The 17,063-nt window shown below is 63.1% G+C and carries 15 protein-coding genes; 13 read left to right on the top strand and 2 right to left on the bottom strand.

Annotated features, from left to right (window positions below; all coding sequences use genetic code 11):
- Positions 1–68: 68 nt before the first annotated feature.
- The 13 genes from IB267_RS22910 to IB267_RS22850 all read left to right on the top strand — a co-directional run bounded on the left by IB267_RS22910 (position 69) and on the right by IB267_RS22850 (position 14,216).
- The gene (locus tag IB267_RS22910; RefSeq protein ID WP_192449719.1) at positions 69–452 is read left to right on the top strand and encodes a YciI family protein; all 384 of its coding nucleotides are present in this window, start codon (positions 69–71) and stop codon (positions 450–452) included.
- 241 nt (positions 453–693) lie between these two features.
- Positions 694–1,536, top strand: a complete 843-nt coding sequence (gene phnC / locus IB267_RS22905; RefSeq protein WP_192449718.1) for a phosphonate ABC transporter ATP-binding protein — start codon at positions 694–696, stop codon at positions 1,534–1,536.
- 84 nt (positions 1,537–1,620) lie between these two features.
- On the top strand, positions 1,621–2,526 hold the full coding sequence (gene phnD / locus IB267_RS22900; RefSeq protein ID WP_034799586.1) for a phosphonate ABC transporter substrate-binding protein: 906 nt from the start codon (positions 1,621–1,623) through the stop codon (positions 2,524–2,526).
- Between the two features lie 170 nt (positions 2,527–2,696).
- On the top strand, positions 2,697–3,659 hold the full coding sequence (phnE, locus tag IB267_RS22895; protein WP_192449717.1) for a phosphonate ABC transporter, permease protein PhnE: 963 nt from the start codon (positions 2,697–2,699) through the stop codon (positions 3,657–3,659).
- A gap of 9 nt (positions 3,660–3,668) precedes the next feature.
- Positions 3,669–5,186 carry a phosphonate ABC transporter, permease protein PhnE gene (gene phnE / locus IB267_RS22890; protein ID WP_192449716.1) on the top strand — a complete coding sequence of 506 codons (1,518 nt, stop codon included), beginning with the start codon at positions 3,669–3,671 and terminating at the stop codon, positions 5,184–5,186.
- 127 nt (positions 5,187–5,313) lie between these two features.
- Positions 5,314–6,021, top strand: coding sequence for a DUF1045 domain-containing protein (locus tag IB267_RS22885; RefSeq protein WP_192449715.1), 708 nt, complete (start codon positions 5,314–5,316; stop codon positions 6,019–6,021).
- A 1-nt stretch (position 6,022) separates the two neighbouring features.
- Positions 6,023–7,162 carry an alpha-D-ribose 1-methylphosphonate 5-triphosphate diphosphatase gene (locus IB267_RS22880; protein ID WP_192449714.1) on the top strand — a complete coding sequence of 380 codons (1,140 nt, stop codon included), beginning with the start codon at positions 6,023–6,025 and terminating at the stop codon, positions 7,160–7,162.
- The gene (phnN, locus tag IB267_RS22875) at positions 7,159–7,743 is read left to right on the top strand and encodes a phosphonate metabolism protein/1,5-bisphosphokinase (PRPP-forming) PhnN (protein ID WP_192449713.1); all 585 of its coding nucleotides are present in this window, start codon (positions 7,159–7,161) and stop codon (positions 7,741–7,743) included. The genes IB267_RS22880 and phnN overlap by 4 nt, the downstream gene beginning before the upstream one ends.
- A 298-nt stretch (positions 7,744–8,041) precedes the next feature.
- On the top strand, positions 8,042–9,286 hold the full coding sequence (gene hutI / locus IB267_RS22870; RefSeq protein WP_192449712.1) for an imidazolonepropionase: 1,245 nt from the start codon (positions 8,042–8,044) through the stop codon (positions 9,284–9,286).
- The gene (gene hutH / locus IB267_RS22865) at positions 9,283–10,818 is read left to right on the top strand and encodes a histidine ammonia-lyase (protein ID WP_192449711.1); all 1,536 of its coding nucleotides are present in this window, start codon (positions 9,283–9,285) and stop codon (positions 10,816–10,818) included. Before hutI ends, hutH begins: the two co-directional genes overlap by 4 nt.
- Position 10,819: 1 nt before the next feature.
- The gene (gene hutG, locus IB267_RS22860; RefSeq protein WP_192449710.1) at positions 10,820–11,638 is read left to right on the top strand and encodes an N-formylglutamate deformylase; all 819 of its coding nucleotides are present in this window, start codon (positions 10,820–10,822) and stop codon (positions 11,636–11,638) included.
- A gap of 2 nt (positions 11,639–11,640) precedes the next feature.
- Positions 11,641–13,314, top strand: coding sequence for a urocanate hydratase (gene hutU, locus IB267_RS22855; RefSeq protein ID WP_192450030.1), 1,674 nt, complete (start codon positions 11,641–11,643; stop codon positions 13,312–13,314).
- 263 nt (positions 13,315–13,577) lie between these two features.
- Positions 13,578–14,216: a hypothetical protein gene (locus IB267_RS22850; protein ID WP_043613450.1), complete on the top strand. Its 639-nt coding sequence runs from the start codon at positions 13,578–13,580 to the stop codon at positions 14,214–14,216.
- Position 14,217: 1 nt separating this feature from the next.
- Here the strand turns inward: IB267_RS22850 and IB267_RS22845 are convergent, their stop codons facing one another.
- The gene (locus IB267_RS22845; protein ID WP_192449709.1) at positions 14,218–15,438 is read right to left on the bottom strand and encodes an MFS transporter; all 1,221 of its coding nucleotides are present in this window, start codon (positions 15,436–15,438) and stop codon (positions 14,218–14,220) included.
- 179 nt (positions 15,439–15,617) lie between these two features.
- Positions 15,618–17,060 carry a M81 family metallopeptidase gene (locus IB267_RS22840; protein ID WP_192449708.1) on the bottom strand — a complete coding sequence of 481 codons (1,443 nt, stop codon included), beginning with the start codon at positions 17,058–17,060 and terminating at the stop codon, positions 15,618–15,620.
- Positions 17,061–17,063: the final 3 nt, after the last annotated feature.

The following is a 17,063-nucleotide window of genomic DNA, read 5'->3' as shown; positions in this document are numbered from 1 at the left end:
CCGTCCGCGCGACGAGACGTTGATGCGGCCGGCAAAACCTGACAGTTATACACGCGGGAGGACGGTTCATGTATTACGCAATCTTGGCCTACCACGCCGCAGGCGTCGTCGAATCCTGGACCGAGGAGGAGGACGAAGCGCTGATGACCGACCTGCTTCAGGTTCATGACCGGTTCGTCCAGCAGAAGGCCTTTGGCCCGGCCGCCCGGCTCGGACCCGCCGAAGGTGCCGTGACGCTGAGGGGCAAGGGCGAAGGCATCGTCACCGATGGCCCCTTCGCCGAAACCAAGGAGCAATTGCTCGGCCTCTACGTCGTCGACTTCCCAGCCATCGACGCTGCCGTTGACGCCGCACGCGAATTGCGTCGCTCCAATCCGAGCGCGATCTACGAAATCCGGCCGATTGCACTCTACATTCCCGGCGCGACGCTGGACCCCGGTCCGCAGAACTAGCGCCCCTCACCGGTCCTGCGCCGACGACCACAGGTATCCGCTCGATGTTGATGCGAACTCCCCCTGAAAGTTGATGGGAGTGCAGGCGCCTGCGCGCCGGCATTCAAATTTGGTTAAGCAACCATGCGGGGGCTGTGAACTGTAACAGAACTTACAACAAACTGACATTCCGGCTTCATGAAGCGGCGATATGGCAGGGTCATACCGATGACCGGTCTCCCCGAAAGAGGACCTGCTAGACATGTTTCAGTTGAAGAATGTAACCCGCCAGTTCGGCAAGAAGACAGCCGTGAGTTCGGTTACCTTCGACATCCCGCAAGGCCAGATGGTCGGCGTTATCGGCCGTTCCGGCGCTGGTAAGTCGACGCTCCTGCGCATGATCAACCGCCTCGTGGACCTGTCTTCCGGCGCGATCGTCTTCGACGGCACGGAAGTTTCGTCGCTTCGGGGGTCGGCACTTCGCACCTGGCAGCGCGACTGCGCGATGATCTTCCAGCAGTTCAACCTGGTGCCGCGCCTCGACGTGCTCACCAACGTGCTTCTCGGCCGCCTCAACCACCGCTCGACCGTCCTGAGCATCCTCAACATGTTTACCCGCGAGGAGCGCATCATGGCGATCGGCGCGCTCGAGCGTCTCGGCATCGAGCAGACCGCGCTGCAGCCGGCCGGAACACTCTCGGGGGGTCAGCAGCAGCGCGTCGCGATCGCCCGCGCACTGATGCAGCAACCGAAGGTTCTGCTTGCCGATGAGCCGATCGCCTCGCTCGATCCGTTGAACGCCAAGATCGTCATGGATGCGCTGCGCGACATCAACGAGCGCGACGGCATCACGGTGATCACCAACCTGCACACGCTCGATACCGCGCGCAACTATTGCGAACGCATCATCGGCATGGCGCACGGCCGCGTGGTCTTCGACGGCCAGCCCAAGGATCTGACGGCAGCAGCCGTTGCCGAGATCTACGGCGCCGACACGGGCATCGAGGAATCGATGACCTCCACCAGCATCAACATTCCGGCGGCAGTACCGCAGGAAGAAACGGCATCGGCCGGCCTCAAGCCGCTGGCACTGGCCGGCATCTGACGCCCGCCATGATCGAAAGCCCGCGTCAAGGGCACCTCTTTGAAACCCAATAGGATCCGGCCAAGCCGGACACGGGAGAACCTTATGCTGAAGAAAGCTCTTCTGGGCGCCGTAGCGCTCCTCGCCCTCGTCGGCCACGCCCAGGCTGAAGACCTGAAGGAATTCCGCATCGGCATCCTCGGCGGCGAAAACGAAGCCGACCGCCTGCGCAACTTCCAGTGCCTGGTCGACAAGCTGCCGGCCGCCATTGGCGTCGAGAAGGTCTCGCTGTTCCCGGCCGCCGACTATGACGGCGTTATCCAGGGCCTGCTCGGCGGCACGCTCGACTACGCCGAACTTGGCGCTTCCGGCTACGCCAAGATCTACCTCGCCAAGGCTGACGCCGTCGAGCCGATCCTGACGACCGTTCAGACCGACGGTTCGACCGGCTACCACTCGATCATGGTTGCCCGCAAGGATTCCGGCATCACCAAGATCGAAGACCTGAAGGGCAAGAAGCTCGGCTTCGCCGACCCGGACTCGACCTCGGGCTACCTCGTCCCGCTCGTCACGCTCCCGGAAGCGATCGGCGCCCCGGTCAAGGAATTCTTCGGTGAAACCGGCTTCGGCGGCGGTCACGAAAACCTCGTTCTCGAAGTCGTCAAGGGCACCTTCGATGCCGGCACGACCTTCGGCTCGGGCGTCGGCGAATTCAAGGACGGCTACACCTCGGGCAACCTGAAGAAGATGGTCGACAAGGGCATCCTCGACATGAACGACCTGGTCGAGCTCTGGAAGTCGCCGCTGATCCCGAACGGCCCGATCGTCGTGCGCAACACGATGAACGACGACATGAAGGCGAAGTTCAAGCAGTTCATGCTGGACCTGCCGAAGACTGACGCGGCCTGCTTCTCGGCCATCCAGGGCGGTGACTTCACCGGCTACACCGAAGTCAACGCCGACTTCTACAAGCCGATCATCGACGCCCGCAAGGCGACGATCGGCGGCTGATAGACCCGCACCACTCGGGAACGCTGGCCGCCCAAACGGCCAGCGTTTCACTGTTTGAAGGGGTGCTTTCGCATCCTTCGCCGCATTTTTTTTCACGCATTTCCGGGGCGGAAAACCGCTTCGCAAATTTCCTGGAAATGCTCTAGAGGCCGGCGAAAGCCGGAACGGTCATGGCAACTTCCCTGCTCCCGCGACATCTGAGCGACAACGGCGCCGTCATCGAGCGTCACTGGCAGGAACTCAGTTCCCGCCGCCGGCTCTATTCCTGGCTTGGCTTTGGCGTTTTCCTCCTGGCGCTGTCGGGTTCGCTCTGGTTCGCCAACGATTCCAATGCCGGCAAGTTCTTCGACCGTTTGCCGCATTTCTTCGATTTCGTCGGCGATCTCGCGCCGCGCGACGGGCTGGAGATTTTCCGCGCCATGTTCGACCTGCCCTCGCCCTATGACGACGGCAGCTTCAAGTACAACTATCCTGAGGGCCGGCTGTACCTGACCGAAAGCTTCTACATCCCCGAATACGTGCACAAGATGCTGGAGACCGTGAACATCGCGATCTTCTCGACGGTGATCGGCACGGCCTTCGGCTTCGTGCTCTGCTTCCTCGCCGCCCGCAACCTGATGCCCAATCCGTGGATCCGCGGCATCGTTCGCCGCATCATGGAAGTTCTTCGCGCCTTTCCGGAGGTGGTGATCGCCGGCTTCTTCCTTGCGATCCTTTCGCTCGGCCCCATTCCGGCGATCGCCGCGGTCTCGATCCACACGATCGGCGCGCTCGGCAAGCTCTTTTATGAAGTGGTGGAAAACGCCGACATGAAGCCGGACGAGGGCCTGCGGGCTGCCGGCGGCAACTGGATCGAGCGCGTGTGGTTCGGCATGGTGCCGCAGGTGCTGCCCAACTTCGCGAGTTACTTCCTGCTGCGCCTCGAGATCAACGTGCGCGCCTCGACGATCATCGGCGCCGTCGGTGGCGGCGGCATTGGCGAGCTTCTCCGCCTTTCGATCGGCCAGGGACACCAGGCCAAGACCCTTGCAATTGTTCTCCTGCTGTTTGCGACCATTTTCGCCGTCGACCAGTTTTCCGCCTGGCTTCGCCGCCGCCTTGTTGGCGAGCAGGCCTTCCAGCTTGCCCAGTAGGTGCGCACCATGACCACGACCACACGATTGAACCCGATGGAAATGGACGCGATCGCGAGCCGCCATCCCGAGCTCCTGAAATCCTCGACCTCGCAGCGCGTGCGCACGGCCGCAATCACCGGCGGCGTCATCGTCTATCTCATTTTCAGCTGGTGGTTCTTCTCGATCGGCCAAGTGCTCGGCAACGCCAACTGGGGCATTGCAGGGACCTACCTTGCCGACTGGGTTTCCTACGAGGTGCGCCCCGAGATCCACGTCGCCCCGGACCGGACGATGAGCCTCAACTATCAGCGCAATTCGCCGCTTGGCCCCAATCCCGATCCTGACTGGGTGGAACTCGACAAGGAGACGGTGACCCGCAAAGTCGAGATACCGGCATCGACGACACAGACAGCAAAGCCGAAGGCCAGTTCGTCCTTCAGCTTCATGACGCCCGGCTCGGCCTTGGGTTCCACTACAACGCCTGAGGCGGAAGCGCGTGTCGAAACCCGGACGGAAGAAGTCCTGACGCGCGTCGTCGTCACCTACAACCGCTCGACCAGGATCGAGATCGCCGATGGCCTGGTAAAGGCGACCCATGGTGGCGACACGCTTGTCATGGCCGTCGACGGCGCCGACACGGTGCGGCCGCAAGGCGCACTTCCGGCCTGGGCGACGCAGAAGCGGCCAGGTGAAAAGATCGTGCTTGCCTTCGGCGCCACCGGCTGGGCGGAAGTCGAAGGCGACGAGGTTTCCGTCCGAAACCGCTTCTTCGGTTGGGCGAACTTCCTCTTCGACACCAACTCGCCCTTCTTCGGCAAAAGCTACGGCGAGGTCGCCTCGCTCATCGCCTCCGGCGAGCGCATCGATCCGGCCCGTTCCAACCTGTCGCTTGCCTGGAACAACATCCTCTATAATGCCGAGTGGCAGCATCTCGACGTCTGGACGAAGCTGCTACAGACCGTCGTTATGGCCTTCGTCGGCACGCTCTTTGCGTCGCTGATCGCCTTCCCGCTCTGCTTCCTGGCCGCCCGCAACATCACCCCGAGCTTCCTGACCAACCAGATGGTCAAGCGCTTCTTCGACTTCCTGCGATCGGTGGACATGTTCATCTGGGCACTGTTCTTCACCCGCGCGTTCGGCCCCGGACCGCTTGCCGGCATCTCGGCGATCTTTTTCACCGACACCGGCACACTCGGAAAACTCTACTCCGAAGCGCTGGAAAACATCGACGACAAGCAGCGCGAGGGCGTGAAATCGGTCGGAGCGACGCCGCTTGCGGTGCAACGCTTCGGCGTGCTTCCGCAGGTGTTGCCGGTCTTTGCCAGCCAGGCGCTCTATTTCTGGGAATCGAACACCCGTTCGGCAACGATCATCGGCGCCGTCGGCGCCGGCGGCATCGGCCTCAAACTCTGGGAAGCGATGCGTACCAATTCCGATTGGGAAAATGTCGCCTATATGGTGCTTCTGATCTTGCTGGTTGTCTTTATTTTCGACAGCATCTCGAACGCGTGCCGTTCGCGCCTGATGGGCAGCAAGGCACATTGACGACAGCCAAGCATTTGCGTGTCCGCCATCATGATGTTGTCATGGAAATCGGCTAGCTGCGCATCGCATCCCGCAAACAATCGACCCGCCGCCCAGGCGGGCCGGTCGCTACAAGAAAGTGAAGACCGTGCGTTATGCCATCTATTTCGCGCCGCCGGCGGACAGCCGGCTGTCGCAGGTCGCCTCCCGTTGGCTGGGGCGCGACGCCTTTACCAGCGAAGACCTCACGCTTCCGACAATCGCCGGGATTGACGAAGAGACGCAACGCGCACTGACGGCCGACCCTCGGCGCTACGGTTTTCACGGCACGCTGAAAGCGCCTTTCGAACTTGCCGAAGGTCGGGACGAAGGCGAGCTTCTAAGTATTTTCGAGTGCTTTGCCGCCGACCTCGACCCGTTCGAGGTCCCCGAGATCGTGCTGCACCAGTTGGGCCCGTTCTTCGCTCTCGTGCCGTCCGCGCCTTGCGCCGACTTGCAGGATTTGGCTGAAGACGCCGTCCACCGCTTCGACCCGTTCCGTGCGCCGCTGTCGGACGCCGACTTTGCCCGCCGCAATCCAAACAGCCTGCCGGAACGACAGAGACGCTACCTCAGAGAATGGGGGTATCCTTATGTTTTCGAAGAGTTCCAGTTCCACCTGACCTTGACCGGCCCGGTGCCCACGGAAACCAGCGGCGTGATGCGTACCGCGCTCGAAACCACCTTTGCCGAACATATCGGCAAGCCGCTTCACGTTACGTCAGTCGCGCTTTTCGTCGAACCGGAGCGCGGCGCACCCTTTACTGTCCGCTCCCTGCTGCCGCTCGGCAGCGACACCCAACGAAAGATCGCATGAGATGAGCAAAGAACAGGTTTTGACCAACGCCCGCATCGTCCTCGAGGATAGCATCCTCGATGGTTCGGTGCTGATCCGCGACGGCAAGATTGCCGACATTTCCGAGGGCACGGTTGCCAGCGGCGAGGACTTTGAAGGCGACTATCTGATCCCCGGCCTCATCGAGCTGCACACCGACCACCTCGAAGCCCACTACTCGCCGCGCCCAGGCGTGCGCTGGCTGAAGATCGCGGCAATCCAGGCCCATGACGCACAGGTGGTCACCTCCGGCATCACCACGGTCTTCGACTGCCTGCGTCTTGGCTCCGACGAGGATGGCGGCTTCCAGAAGGGCGAGATGCGCAGCATGGCCGACGCGCTGGCCCAGGCCAAGGAAGAGGGTCGCCTTCGCGCCGATCACCTGATCCACCTGCGCTGCGAAGTTTCAACGTCCGACGTGCTCGATCACTACGAGGACTTCCAGAACGATCCGCAGGTCAAGCTCGTCTCGCTGATGGACCATGCGCCGGGCCAGCGGCAGTTCCAGACGATGGACCAGTACACGCTCTACTACAAAGCCAAGCGCGGCTTCTCGGACGAGGAATTCGCGCGCTTCGTTGAGCGGCAGCAGGCATTGTCGGCAAAGTATGCCGGTCCGCACCGCACCGCGCTCGCCGGGGCCTGTGCGGCCCGCGGTATCACGATCGCCAGCCATGACGACGCGACCGTCGACCACGTCGAGGAATCGATCGGCTTCGGTATCAAGCTTGCGGAGTTCCCGACGAGTTTCGAGGCCGCCGAGGCGTCGCACCGCGCGGGTCTCAGCGTGCTGATGGGTGCGCCGAACATCGTGCGCGGCAAGTCGCACTCCGGCAACATCGCCGCCCGCGATCTCGCCGAGCGCGGCGTGCTCGACGTGCTGTCGTCGGACTATGTGCCCTTCAGCCTGATTCACGCCCCCTTCGTGCTCTCCGACGAACTCGACGCCGTCGACCTGCCGAAAGCAATCGCCATGGTGACGTCGACGCCGGCGCGCACCGTCGGTCTCGATGACCGCGGTCGCATCGCGGTTGGCCTTCGCGCCGATATCGCCCGCGTGCACCGCAAAGAAGGCATCCCGGTCGTGCGCTCCGTTTGGCGCGAAGGACGGCGTGTCGCATGAGCGCGACCGAAAAGGGCGGCGCGCTCGTCGTCGTTGTCGGACCGAGCGGCGCCGGCAAGGACAGCGTCATGGGCTTTGCCGCCCGGCACTTTGCCGATTGTCACGACGTGCATTTCGTCCGCCGCGTCATCACCCGTCCGTCGGATGCCGGCAGTGAAGTGCATGAAAGCGTCTCGGAAGACGAGTTCGTCGAGATGCAGAAGGACGGCGCCTTCGCCGTCTTCTGGGATGCGCATGGGCTGAGATACGGCATCCCCGCCGTCGTGCTCAGGAATGTCAGGGACGGCATGACGGCGATCGTCAATGGCAGCCGCGGTGCCCTGCCGGCGTTCCGCGAAGCCTTCGGTGAGATCGCCGTCGTCGTTGTTACAGCCGAGACGCCGGTGCTTGCAAAACGACTTGCCGAGCGCGGTCGCGAGAGTGAAGAGGAAGTTTTGCGGCGCCTCAGCCGCCAGGCGCCTGACGTCACCTCGGGCCCCGATGTCAGCGTCATCGACAACAGCGGGCGCCTCGACATTGCCGGAAACCGCTTCGTCGAGGTGGTCGAACGGCTGCGCGCAAAGGTGGATCACGCGGTTTAGCGTGATCCACCTTTGCGGCCCGGCAGGCTTGCGAGTCGCGGGCATGCATCGCGATCTCCATTACAAGGACAGGCGAAGGCTCCGAACCTCAGGGTTCGGAGCCTTTTCTTTTTACCTGCCGTGATGACGAACCCACGAGAAGAAATTCCAGCGAAGTCAGAGTTCTACGGCCATTTTCTCAAAGCTCCCGCTCTGCTTCACTCGGCCGTTCGCCCTTTCCTTTTCCGCAGGCTCCATAAATTTCCTCTTGTGGAGCAAGTTAATATGTATATACATTATATCCAGTGGAGGCGACCTGATGAACGAACTCTCGACCCGCAAGCCAGCATCCGGCATTTGGCGCAATGCGCGTCTCGTGACGCTTGGCGAATCCGTTGACGGCCTTGGCCTCGTCGAGAATGCGGCCGTGGCGGTCGTCGATGGGCGGATCGCCTATGCCGGGCCGGAGAACGGGGTGCCCGCCGAACTCGCACGCAGCCTCGAAGCTGCGGACTGCCAGGGCCGCGTAATGACGCCCGCGCTCATCGACTGCCACACCCATCTCGTTCACGGCGGCAACCGCGCCCGCGAATTCCAGATGCGGCTGGAAGGCGCGACCTACGAAGAGATCGCGCGCGCCGGCGGCGGCATCGTCTCGTCGGTCAAGGCGACCAATGCGCTGACGGTCGACCAACTGGTCGAAACCGCGCTGCCGCGGCTCGACACGCTACTTGCCGAGGGCGTCTCGACCGTCGAGGTCAAGTCCGGCTACGGACTGAATGTGAAGGCCGAGCTCGACATGTTGCGCGCGGCCCGCAAGCTCGAAACACTGCGGCCGGTGCGCGTTGTCACGAGCTATCTCGCCGCACACGCAACGCCTGCGGACTACAAGGGCCGCAACGGTGACTACATCACCGACGTCGTGCTGCCTGGACTAGACGCCGCCCATGCCGAGGGCGTGGTCGATGCGGTCGACGGTTTCTGCGAGGGCATTGCCTTTTCGACCACCGAGATCGCCCGTGTCTTCGACCGCGCCAAGGCACTTGGCCTGCCGGTCAAACTGCACGCAGAACAGCTTTCCAATCTCGGCGGCGCAAAGCTCGCGGCCTCTTACGGCGCGCTTTCGGCCGACCACCTCGAATATCTCGACGCAGAAGGCGCTGTAGCCCTTGCGAAGTCAGGCACGGTCGCCGTGCTCTTGCCGGGCGCCTTCTATGCGCTACGCGAAGAGCGCCTGCCGCCGGTCCAGGCTTTGCGTGACGCTGGCGCGCGGATCGCGATCGCCACCGACTGCAATCCCGGTACCTCGCCGCTGACCTCGCTGCTTCTCACGATGAACATGTCGGCGACGTTCTTCCGACTGACGGTTGCCGAATGCCTTGCCGGTGCAACGCGCGAAGCCGCCCGCGCGCTTGGCCTGCTGGCCGAAACCGGCACGGTCGAAGTCGGCAAGTCCGCCGATCTGGCAATCTGGAACATCGAGGATCCGGCCGAACTCGTCTACCGCATCGGCTTCAATCCGCTTCATGAACGCATCTTTAGAGGGCAAAGGACCGGTCAATGACCATCACTCTACACCCGGGCTCCGTGCCCCTCCGCGACCTCGAAACCATCTACTGGACCGGCGAGCCGGCCCGTCTCGATCCGTCTTTTGATGCCGGCATCGACAAGGCCGCGCGCCGCATTGCCGAAATCGTCGCCGGCAACGCCCCGGTTTACGGCATCAACACGGGCTTCGGCAAACTCGCCTCGATCAAGATCGACAGTGCCGATGTCGCAACACTGCAGCGCAACCTGATCCTGTCGCATTGCTGCGGCGTCGGTGAGCCGCTTGCCGAAAATATCGTGCGCCTCATCCTGTCGCTGAAGCTCGTCTCGCTTGGCCGCGGCGCCTCCGGCGTCCGCCTCGAACTCGTACGCCTGATCGAAGCCATGCTCGAAAAGGGCGTCATCCCGGTCATCCCCGAAAAGGGCTCGGTCGGCGCCTCCGGCGACCTCGCGCCACTCGCCCATATGGCCGCCGTCATGATGGGCCACGGCGAAGCTTACTTCGAGGGCCGCCGCCTGGCCGGCGCCGAAGCGCTGACCGCCGCCGGCCTCAAGCCTGTGGTGCTTGCCGCCAAGGAAGGCCTGGCGCTGATCAACGGCACCCAAACCTCGACGGCGCTGGCGCTCGCCGGCCTCTTCCGCGCCCACCGTGCCGCACAGGCAGCGCTCATCACCGGCGCCATGTCGACGGACGCAGCCATGGGTTCGTCCGCGCCCTTCCATCCAGATATCCATACGTTGCGCGGCCATCGTGGCCAGATCGACACGGCCGCGGCGCTGCGCGCTCTGCTCGCGGGTTCCGCGATCCGCGAAAGCCATATCGAAGGCGACGAGCGCGTGCAGGATCCCTACTGCATCCGCTGCCAGCCGCAGGTCGATGGCGCCTGCCTCGATCTCCTGCGCTCAGTCGCACGCGTGCTCGAAACCGAAGCCAACGCCGTCACCGACAACCCGCTGGTTCTTTCGGACAATTCCGTTGTTTCCGGTGGCAATTTCCATGCCGAGCCGGTCGCCTTTGCCGCCGATCAGATCGCCCTTGCCGTCTGCGAGATCGGCGCGATCTCGCAGCGCCGCATCGCGCTGCTCGTCGATCCTGCCCTTTCCTACGGCCTGCCGGCCTTCCTCGCCAAGAAGCCGGGCCTGAACTCCGGTCTGATGATCGCCGAGGTCACCTCGGCGGCCCTGATGTCCGAGAACAAGCAACTCTCGCATCCCGCCTCTGTCGACTCGACGCCGACGTCGGCCAACCAGGAAGACCACGTTTCCATGGCATGCCACGGCGCGCGCCGCCTGCTGCAGATGACCGAAAACCTGTTCTCGATCGTCGGCATCGAAGCACTGACCGCCGTCCAGGGCGTCGAATTCCGCGCCCCGCTCGCCACCAGCCCCGAATTGCAGAAGGCCGCTGCCGCCCTTCGCGCCGTCTCGCCGACGATCGAAGAGGATCGCTACATGGCCGACGACCTCAAGGCCGCCGGCGACCTCATCGCCTCAGGCCGACTGAACGCCGCCGTCGCTGCCGGCATCCTGCCAAGCCTGGAGGCTTGAGATGGCTGTCGTCGAAGTCAAAAGAGGCAACTCGCCGATCATTCTCGGCTTTCCGCATACCGGGACCGACGTGCCGCCCGCGATCTGGGATCGGCTGAACGACAACGGCCGGATCCTCGCCGATACCGATTGGCATATCCACCAGCTCTATGATGGTCTTCTGCCGGAGGTGACCGTCGTTCGCGCCACCTTCCATCGCTATGTGATCGACGCCAACCGGGATCCCGAAGGCGTGAGCCTCTACCCCGGTCAGAACACGACCGGGCTGATCCCGGAAACGGATTTCGACGGCAAATCGATCTGGAAGGATGGAGAGTCACCGACCGAAGCCGATATCGCCGAACGTCTCCAAGGGTTCCATGCACCCTATCACGCGGCCCTTGCCGCCGAGATCGAGCGGGTGAAAGCGATCCATGGCGTGGTCGTGCTTTATGATTGCCACTCGATCCGCTCGCACATCCCGTTCCTGTTCGAAGGCAAGCTGCCGGACCTCAACATCGGCACCGACATGGGCAAGACCTGCGCGCCCCAGATCGAGAAGGCGACGGCCGAAATCGCCGCCGGTGCCGAAGGTTACAGCAGCATTCTCAACGGCCGCTTCAAGGGCGGCTGGACCACCCGCCACTATGGTCGCCCGGAAACCGGCGTGCATGCCATTCAGATGGAGCTCGCGCAATCGACCCATCTCGCCGCCGAAGAGCCGCCTTTCGCGCTCGACGCCACACGATCCGCCCTTTTGCGAAAGCCGCTGGGTGCGATCCTGAACCGCATCGAAACCATCGCATTTGACCTCAAGACACTGACAGGGAGCGAGGCATGACCATCAACAATCCGCGCCACAACATTCGCGACGTGCGCGCCCCTCAGGGCACCACGCTCAACGCCAAGAGCTGGCTGACCGAAGCGCCGCTGCGCATGCTGATGAACAATCTGGACCCGAACGTCGCGGAAAACCCGCACGAGCTGGTCGTCTATGGCGGTATCGGTCGCGCGGCGCGCACCTGGGCTGACTTCGACAAGATCGTCGAGACGCTGAAGGACCTCAACGACGACGAAACCCTGATGGTGCAGTCCGGCAAGCCGGTCGGCGTGTTCCGCACCCACAAGGATGCGCCCCGCGTTCTCATCGCCAACTCCAACCTCGTGCCGCACTGGGCGAACTGGGACCATTTCAACGAACTGGATAAGAAGGGTCTCGCCATGTACGGCCAGATGACCGCCGGCTCGTGGATCTACATCGGCACCCAAGGCATCGTGCAGGGCACCTACGAGACCTTCGTGGAAGCCGGCCGTCAGCACTACGGCGGCGATCTCAAGGGCAAGTGGGTGCTGACCGGTGGTCTCGGCGGCATGGGCGGCGCCCAGCCGCTCGCCGCCGTCATGGCCGGCGCATCGTGCCTTGCCGTCGAGTGCAATCCAGACTCGATCGATTTCCGCCTGCGCACCCGTTATCTCGACGAGAAGGCCGAGACGCTGGATGAGGCAATGGAAATCATTGCCCGCTGGACGAAGAACGGCGAAGCCAAGTCCGTCGGCCTGCTCGGAAACACTGCCGAGATCCTGCCGGAGATGGTTCGCCGCGGCATCCGCCCGGACATGGTCACCGACCAGACGTCGGCGCACGACCCGGTCAACGGCTACCTGCCGAAGGGCTGGACGATGGCCGAATGGAAGGCCAAGCGCGAAAGCGACCCGAAGGCGGTCGAGAAAGCCGCCCGCGCCTCGATGCGCGAGCATGTCGAAGCGATGATCGCCTTCCAGGACATGGGCATCCCGACCTTCGACTACGGCAACAACATCCGCCAGGTCGCCAAGGAAGAGGGTCTCGAAAACGCCTTCGCCTTCCCGGGCTTCGTGCCGGCCTATATCCGCCCGCTGTTTTGCCGCGGCATCGGTCCGTTCCGCTGGGCGGCTCTGTCGGGCGATCCGGAAGACATCTACAAGACCGACGCCAAGGTCAAGGAACTGACCCCCGGCAACACCCATCTGCACAACTGGCTGGACATGGCGCGCGAGCGCATCTCCTTCCAGGGCCTGCCGGCGCGCATCTGCTGGGTCGGTCTCGGCGATCGCCACCGACTTGGCCTCGCCTTCAACGAGATGGTCAGGAACGGCGAACTGAAGGCGCCGGTCGTCATCGGCCGCGACCATCTCGACTCCGGCTCGGTCGCCTCGCCGAACCGCGAGACCGAAGCGATGAAGGACGGCTCGGACGCCGTTTCCGACTGGCCGCTTCTGAACGCTCTGCTCAACACCGCATCGGGGGCCACCTGGGTGTCGCTGCACCATGGCGGCGGCGTCGGGATGGGCTTCTCGCAACATTCGGGCGTCGTCATCTGCGCCGACGGTACCGATGATGCGGCCAAGCGCCTGGAGCGCGTGCTCTGGAACGACCCGGCAACCGGCGTCATGCGCCATGCCGATGCGGGCTACGAGATCGCGCTCGATTGCGCCAAGGAAAAAGGCCTGCGCCTGCCGGGCATTCTCGGCAACTGAGCCGCGCCCGACCGACATAATCAAGGACCTATAGATAGGGGCGTCGAAAGGCGCCCCTATCACTTTTTGATGAGACCGCTGTCAGGAGTGCGTCTTCCAGGCTCCGGCGCCTTGCAGCCGTTGATAGCAATGCTAGAAAAATCGAGATGCCATCGCATTGCCCGCGACGCGTTGCAGGACGTCTCCGTTCGCTCACGCGCTGGCTTTGATGAGAAGGCTTCATGCGTTGGGGCACGAACAGGAGAAGAACCATTAGACATCTGATGTTTGCCACCGGGCTTCTTGCGAGCGTCTTTGTTGCCTCGTCCGCGCTCGCTCAGACCGTGAGCTTCTTCGGCCCTGTTCGCAACGGCGAACGGCATTTTACCGCCTTCCCGGAGTTTATCGGCGTCGGAATGAGCCAAGGGGAGACCAAGAAGAGGGACGTGGTCTTCTCGACTATTCAAATGATCGCCATGGCCGCCGGACTTGAGACCAAGGCTCAACCGGGCCTTGGAAGAAATACCATCGGCGTGATCTTCAGAAAGGACGTCGTCAAGAATGGGCGGGTCGACGTCAGCAAGATTGAAGACTTCGGCTTCGACGCCTACTACGAGCGCCTACTGAACGATACTGCCGCAACTGGCGTACCGAACTGCGCTTCCGCCGTAAACTATTCTGCGGAAGGACGGTTTGACCGAGCCGTCATCGTTGCAAACAGCGATGTCCCCGACCAGGAATTGGCGACTTGCGTGGCGCAGGCCCAGGCGCACGCTCTGGGGATCGCCACCTTTACCTCCAGCAAAGCCGACTTTTCGCGCTTCTTCGCAAGGATCATGATCCTCGCCGATCAGAAGAAGAGATGTCTCCAGGACAACCAGACAAAGTTCACCTGCACTTTTGTCGACGAGCCCTGGGACTGACTCACGAGCGCCGGATTGTTTTCTTCCCTGATTTATCGCCGTCGAGCGCGAGCAGCAGCACCAGCCCGGCAAAGCCCCCGGCACCGCCAAGCAGGGCGGTGCCCGAGTAATCGCTGATCCGCGTGCCGAGTGCAAAAAGCCCGGCGCAAAGACCGCCGCTCAGGAAAAGGTTCACGGCGAGCAGCGAGCTTCCCAATCCCGGTCGGTCGGCAATCAGGTCTTGGAGGTAGCTGATCGGGATGGTGATCAACGCGGCGGCGCCAAAGGCGCTGATCAGCGTAAGCGCGTAGATTTGCCAGGTCGCGGTCGAGAAGCCGAGCAGCACCATGTAGCCAATATAGATTGCGGTCCCGAGCGCCAGCGCCTTGAATGGAACGAGGCTCAATTGGATGCGCGCCCAGACGAAGATGAACACGACTTCGAGGAAGGCGACAATGCCGACGATGATGCCGATATCGGTGACACTGCCGCCAATCTCGTCGGTCATGATCAAAGGCAGCACGGCGGCGTTGACGTGCAGCGACGAGGTGATGATCGCAACCGCGATCACGCGCAGGAAAATCCGCGGCGCCAGGATCTCCCGAAAAGACGTCCAGTACGAAAGCCGCTTGCCGAGCGATGCGTCGGCCCCGCTTTCGTTGGGCAGTTTGAAATAGACGATCAGCAGATTGGCAAGGCAACCGAGACAGGCGAGCAGGTAGGCCGGCAACATGCTGTCGCCGCCGGCGAGCGCAAAGCCGACCAGTCCGGGCACCAGAACCCAGGACACGGATATGGCCGCGCGGGCGCCCGTCGTCAGCGATGCAGCATCATGGCCGCTCATCCGCCGGGCGATACTGCGCACATTGGCGAAAAGCAGCGTGTAGACCGCGCCGTAGATCGGCAGCAGCAAGAGGACGCTGACGACGAAGCTCATCTGGTGCGGGAGCACATAGACGATGCCGTAGCCGACAACGCCGAAAAAGATCGCCGTCGACATCAGCAGTCGGTAGTTGCCGACGCGATCGGCCAGGATGCCGATTGAAACGCTGACGATGACGTTCACCGTCGACGCAAGCAGGATCAGCAGCGAATAGACAGCGTCGCTGAGCCCCAGCTCGTTGATACCGACGACCGACTGATAGGGCGAGGTGGCCGCACCGGCAAACCCGAACAGGAAGATTGCCAGCATGCTGATCCGCATGGCCGGGTTGCGCATGGCGCTGAGAATGGTGGAGGTCATGCTAGAACGTGTCCGCGAAGCGGGTGGAGGATATCGCACAATCGCTTAAATTGTGATCGATTTAAGGACGGTGTTATGCGGAAGGCCAAGGTTCTGCGCTTCTTGCAGGTCGAACGACACGCGGCGCTTTGAGGAAAGCCCCTACCCGAAAATCGGGGAGGGAAGGTGCAAAACATGTCTCAGGCGCCGCTCGACCAACGCGCCGAAAAGCGGGCGACGGGCTCGAAGGCAAAGTCCTGGTCAAACGGATAGGCCGGGCGCTGGCGGCGCAGGCTCGCGAGCCCCTCTATGTCCTGATTGACCACCCCGTCAGTCAGGGCCATCAGGTTGGGGTTGGCGATCGGCGCCAGTTCAGGCGAAAGATAGCCCGACTTGACGACGAGCAGCCGAACGGCCTTGGGATCCAGGCCCAGCCGCCGGAAATCCTCGATGTTGTGGTAGGGCCTGCGGCGTGCCGCGATGACCACATCGATCGCGCCGACACGCACCACCGCCTGCCGCTCTTTCGCAGGCCCGGGATCATCCAGCGTGACGACCTCAGCCAGCATCTCTGCGCGAGGGCTTGCCGGATCGAGGCTGCCGCCGAGCTTGAGCATCAACGTTTCGCCGATACCAGCGGCAAAGCAGGCTTCGACCGCAGGCAGGTCCGTGATACCGGCAATCAAGGCGCCCCGCCAGCCGCGGGCGAGCAGCGCCTTCAGCACATCGGCGCGGTCGCCGACGCCGCCGCCGGTCGGGTTGTCACCGGAATCCGCAAGAATGATCGGCATCGTCGTTGCCCGCTCGGCGATATCGAGCATTTCGTTCAGTGGGCCCGTCGCCGGACCGAAGCGGAAGTTTCGACGTTCGGACCAGTAGCCGGCGGCAATCTCTTCCGCTGTCCGTTTCGCCAGCGCCCTGTCGGTGGCAGTTACAACCGCACAGGCGGTCGCCCGTGGCTCGTCGGCCCAGACATAGCCGACCATCAGGTTGGCATCGAGAACGCCCGGCCGCTTATCCATTTCGGGCAGTTGCGCGTAAAGCGACTTTGCCGGCTCTTCCTCGGTCGATGTGCATTCGCCGGGAAGCAGGACCGGAACCGGTGCCCAGGCGATGCCGGGACGCGTGCCATCTCTCAGCGCCGAGACGAGCATCGACCAGGCACGGGTCATGGTCTCCGGCGTGTCGATATGCGGCGCGGTTCGATAGGCGGCAAAGATGTCGAGCTGATCGATGATCTTCTGGCTGACATTGCCATGCAGGTCGTAACTGGCCGCGATGGGGCAAGCGGGGCCGACGACAGCGCGGGCGGCCGAGATCCAGTCCCCTTCCGCATCGTCCACCCCATCGACCTTGATGGCGCCGTGCATGGCGAGATAGAGGCCGTCGATCGGCAGGGCTTCACGCAGCTTGTCGAGGAACTCCGCCTTGAAGGCGTCGTAGGTCGGGCGCGACACTGGGCCACCCGGAACGGCGCGCGCATGCAACAGCGGCAGATGCTCGACGCCTTCGGCTTTCATGAACCCGAAGTACTCGGCGTCCAGCAGCGCCTTTCCGCGCAGCACGCGAAAATCTTCCTCCGTCATCAGGACAGGCGAGTAGGTGCTGCATTCGGTATGGATCCCACCAACGGCGATGCGCATGGG

The organism is Ensifer sp. ENS09 (genome assembly GCF_014852425.1).
Taxonomy (GTDB): Bacteria; Pseudomonadota; Alphaproteobacteria; order Rhizobiales; family Rhizobiaceae; genus Ensifer.
The sequence above is the reverse complement of the archived record's forward strand: the minus strand, read 5'-3'. Positions and strand labels throughout refer to the sequence as shown.

Bases quoted from the DNA above. Each gene is read 5' to 3' on its own strand.
- IB267_RS22880 (WP_192449714.1), top strand. From the start codon at position 6,023: ATGAGCAAAGAACAGGTTTTGACCAACGCCCGCATCGTCCTCGAGGAT.
- IB267_RS22850 (WP_043613450.1), top strand. From the start codon at position 13,578: ATGTTTGCCACCGGGCTTCTTGCGAGCGTCTTTGTTGCCTCGTCCGCG.
- phnC (WP_192449718.1), top strand. From the start codon at position 694: ATGTTTCAGTTGAAGAATGTAACCCGCCAGTTCGGCAAGAAGACAGCC.
- phnN (WP_192449713.1), top strand. From the start codon at position 7,159: ATGAGCGCGACCGAAAAGGGCGGCGCGCTCGTCGTCGTTGTCGGACCG.
- hutG (WP_192449710.1), top strand. From the start codon at position 10,820: ATGGCTGTCGTCGAAGTCAAAAGAGGCAACTCGCCGATCATTCTCGGC.
- phnD (WP_034799586.1), top strand. From the start codon at position 1,621: ATGCTGAAGAAAGCTCTTCTGGGCGCCGTAGCGCTCCTCGCCCTCGTC.
- IB267_RS22845 (WP_192449709.1), bottom strand. From the start codon at position 15,438: ATGACCTCCACCATTCTCAGCGCCATGCGCAACCCGGCCATGCGGATC.
- phnE (WP_192449717.1), top strand. From the start codon at position 2,697: ATGGCAACTTCCCTGCTCCCGCGACATCTGAGCGACAACGGCGCCGTC.
- hutH (WP_192449711.1), top strand. From the start codon at position 9,283: ATGACCATCACTCTACACCCGGGCTCCGTGCCCCTCCGCGACCTCGAA.
- IB267_RS22840 (WP_192449708.1), bottom strand. From the start codon at position 17,060: ATGCGCATCGCCGTTGGTGGGATCCATACCGAATGCAGCACCTACTCG.
- IB267_RS22910 (WP_192449719.1), top strand. From the start codon at position 69: ATGTATTACGCAATCTTGGCCTACCACGCCGCAGGCGTCGTCGAATCC.
- hutI (WP_192449712.1), top strand. From the start codon at position 8,042: ATGAACGAACTCTCGACCCGCAAGCCAGCATCCGGCATTTGGCGCAAT.
- phnE (WP_192449716.1), top strand. From the start codon at position 3,669: ATGACCACGACCACACGATTGAACCCGATGGAAATGGACGCGATCGCG.